Source organism: Mesorhizobium sp. M1E.F.Ca.ET.063.01.1.1 (assembly GCF_003998155.1).
Classification (GTDB): Bacteria; Pseudomonadota; Alphaproteobacteria; order Rhizobiales; family Rhizobiaceae; genus Mesorhizobium.
The window spans coordinates 1-2500 of sequence record NZ_RZSC01000154.1 but is presented as its reverse complement, the minus strand read 5'-3'; the positions used below and the strand labels follow the sequence as shown (position 1 = coordinate 2500).

Annotated in this window: 1 protein-coding gene and 1 pseudogene; one reads left to right on the top strand and one right to left on the bottom strand. The window is 64.3% G+C overall.

Features of this window, described 5'->3' with window-relative positions; translation table 11 throughout:
* Positions 1–243: 243 nt before the first annotated feature.
* A complete protein-coding gene (locus EOA29_RS13780) occupies positions 244–2223 on the top strand; it encodes a M23 family metallopeptidase (RefSeq protein WP_126095736.1) in 1980 nt (659 codons plus the stop codon).
* Here EOA29_RS13780 and EOA29_RS13775 read toward each other — a convergent pair.
* A pseudogene (locus tag EOA29_RS13775) lies at positions 2220–2500 on the bottom strand (MFS transporter); the annotation flags it as partial. The gene EOA29_RS13780 and the pseudogene EOA29_RS13775 sit on opposite strands and share 4 nt — an antisense overlap.

Here is a 2500-nt window from a genome sequence, read left to right as displayed (position 1 = left end):
CATTCACATCGAGCCCTATTGCCGCCGCATTGAGGTTCGACACCGGGACATACAAAGGGGCTCGCCTACGCGTGAGAGCCTCGACAACAGACGACGAGAGCACCGTTTGTAAGCGACGTGCGAGTGGGGATATCGGCTGAAACCTGCCGCTTCGTTTGACTTCAAAGGCCGCGACAGGCAAATGTCATGGCCGCAACGAACAACGACAAGCCGTTCCGCCCGGGGAAGAAGCAGCCTTTCTGGATGCCAGACACGGAAGATGTCATAGCCGATCTCGGCAACGAGCCGCCGCTGATCGCGGACGGCCGCAGCGGTCCGCCTGACCGCCGCGAAGTCTCGGCGCGTTGGCTTTCGGGCACTTTCCTGACGGGCGTGACCTCGAGCGTGCTGATGGGGGTAGCCCTGTTCGCCGCGCTCGACGGGCGCCAGCAGTTGGCGACGCCGCCGGAAATCGCCGAACTGATCAACCTCGCCAGCGGCGGCGATGATTCCGGCGAACAGGCCAAGACCACCAGGCTGGTCGCGCCGCGCCAGATCGCCAGGGCCAAGGACCGCCGGCGCATGGAAGTGTCGATGGTCACCAAGGTCGGCGACCGCGACGTTATCCACACCATGCCGTTCGTGCAGATCAAGATGGCGCTTGCGGCCGGCCACACCACCAACCGGCCCTATCCGCCCTTCGATCCGCTGCAGGTCTTCGGCGACGACGGCGACGACAATGCCCAACCGGCCACCGCCGCTGCGGTCGCCGCCCAGATCTACGGCGCCAAGGTCGAAAGCGAGATGAGCCTGAAGACGGTCGATTTCCCGATCGAGACGGCGTCCTTCGACGAAAAGAGCGACCTCTCCGCCGACGAGGTGGAAAAGGTGGTACGCGAAGCCGGCAACGGCTTGAGCGACGGCGCCGTCCAGGTGGCAGCGCTTCATTACGTCGACCCGCAGCGATTCGGCGACGCCTTCGCCGAGAGCATGGCCGGCTCCTACGACGTCAAGATCACGCCGGAGAACGTCTCGGTGACGGCGCGCGCCGCGCTGGACGACCAGGCGCCGGCCTTTGCCGAGGAAATCATCCCTTTCACCCAGGATACGGACATCGCCGAGGCCTTCGCCGATTCGGGCTACACCGGCGACGACGCCACCGGCATGGCCGAGGCGATCGGCAAGCTCTTGAACGCGACGGCGCTCAAGGCCGGAACGGTGCTGCGCGTCGGCCTCGAGGTGCGCGGCGATATCGCCAAGGTGGTCCGCACCAGCGTTTACGATCGCACCACCCATATCGTCACCATCGCACTCGACGATCGCGGGCAGTTCGTGCCGGCGCAGGAGCCGGAGCCCAATCCCGAATTGCTGACCGCATTCGATGATTCGCCGCCAGTGGTGGTGCGCGGCAACCTGCCCAATGTCTATGACGGCATTTATCGCGCCGCCTATTCCTACGGCATGTCGAAATCGATGACCCAAAAGCTGATCAAGCTTCTTGCCTCCGACGTCGATTTCCAGTCGCGGCTTTCGCCCGCCGACCGGCTGGAGGTCTTGTTCTCGCAGCCTGATGGCGACGACCAGACCTCGGACAATTCCGATCTTCTTTACGTTTCGGCGACCTTCGGCGGCCAAACGCGGAATTTCTACCGCTTCCAGATGCAGGACGGCGGCACCGACTATTTCGATGAGAATGGCAGCAGCGCCAAGCAGTTCCTGTTGCGCAATCCGCTGCCCAACGGGCGCTTCACCTCCGGCTTCGGCGCGCGCCGGCACCCGATCCTCGGTTATGTCCGCATGCACACCGGCACCGACTGGGCCGCTCCGATCGGATCGCCGATCATTGCCGCCGGCAATGGCGTGGTCGAGAAGGCCGGCTGGGCCGGCGGCTACGGCAAGCAGATCATCATCCGCCACGCCAATGGCTATGAAACCTCGTACAATCACCAGAGCGCCTTCGCCAAAGGCATCGAGCCTGGCATCCATGTCCGGCAGGGCCAGGTCATCGGCTATCTCGGCCAGACCGGCCTCTCCACCGGCCCGCACCTTCACTACGAGCTGATCGTCAACGGCACCAAGGTCGATTCGATGCGCGTCCGCCTGCCGGTCGGCAAGGTGCTGAAGGGCGACGATCTCGTCGCCTTCAAAAAAGAGCGCGAACGCATCGACGACCTGCTCAAGCAGGAAGACGGAAATTCGCTGAAGGTCGCCAGCGCCAAGACTGATTCGCAGCTTCCCAACTAATCGCGAGAATCATCCGTTCGCTGCGGCCAGGGCAGCGCCTGTCCAGGCACGGTGAACCAGGCGATGATCGACGACAGCAGGCAAAGCAGCGCCGTGACCGCGGCAACCGCGGCAAAAGCCGAATCGCTTGCCGTAACCCTCAACGCGTCGAGATCGGCCGCGAGCCCTGACGTCGGCGGCTCGCCGAAACCGGGGATGCCGGCAGGATTGCCGGTCGATCGCGCATAGACGAAAGCCGCGAGCGAGCCCATCGCCGCGACCGCGATCAGTCCCCCGA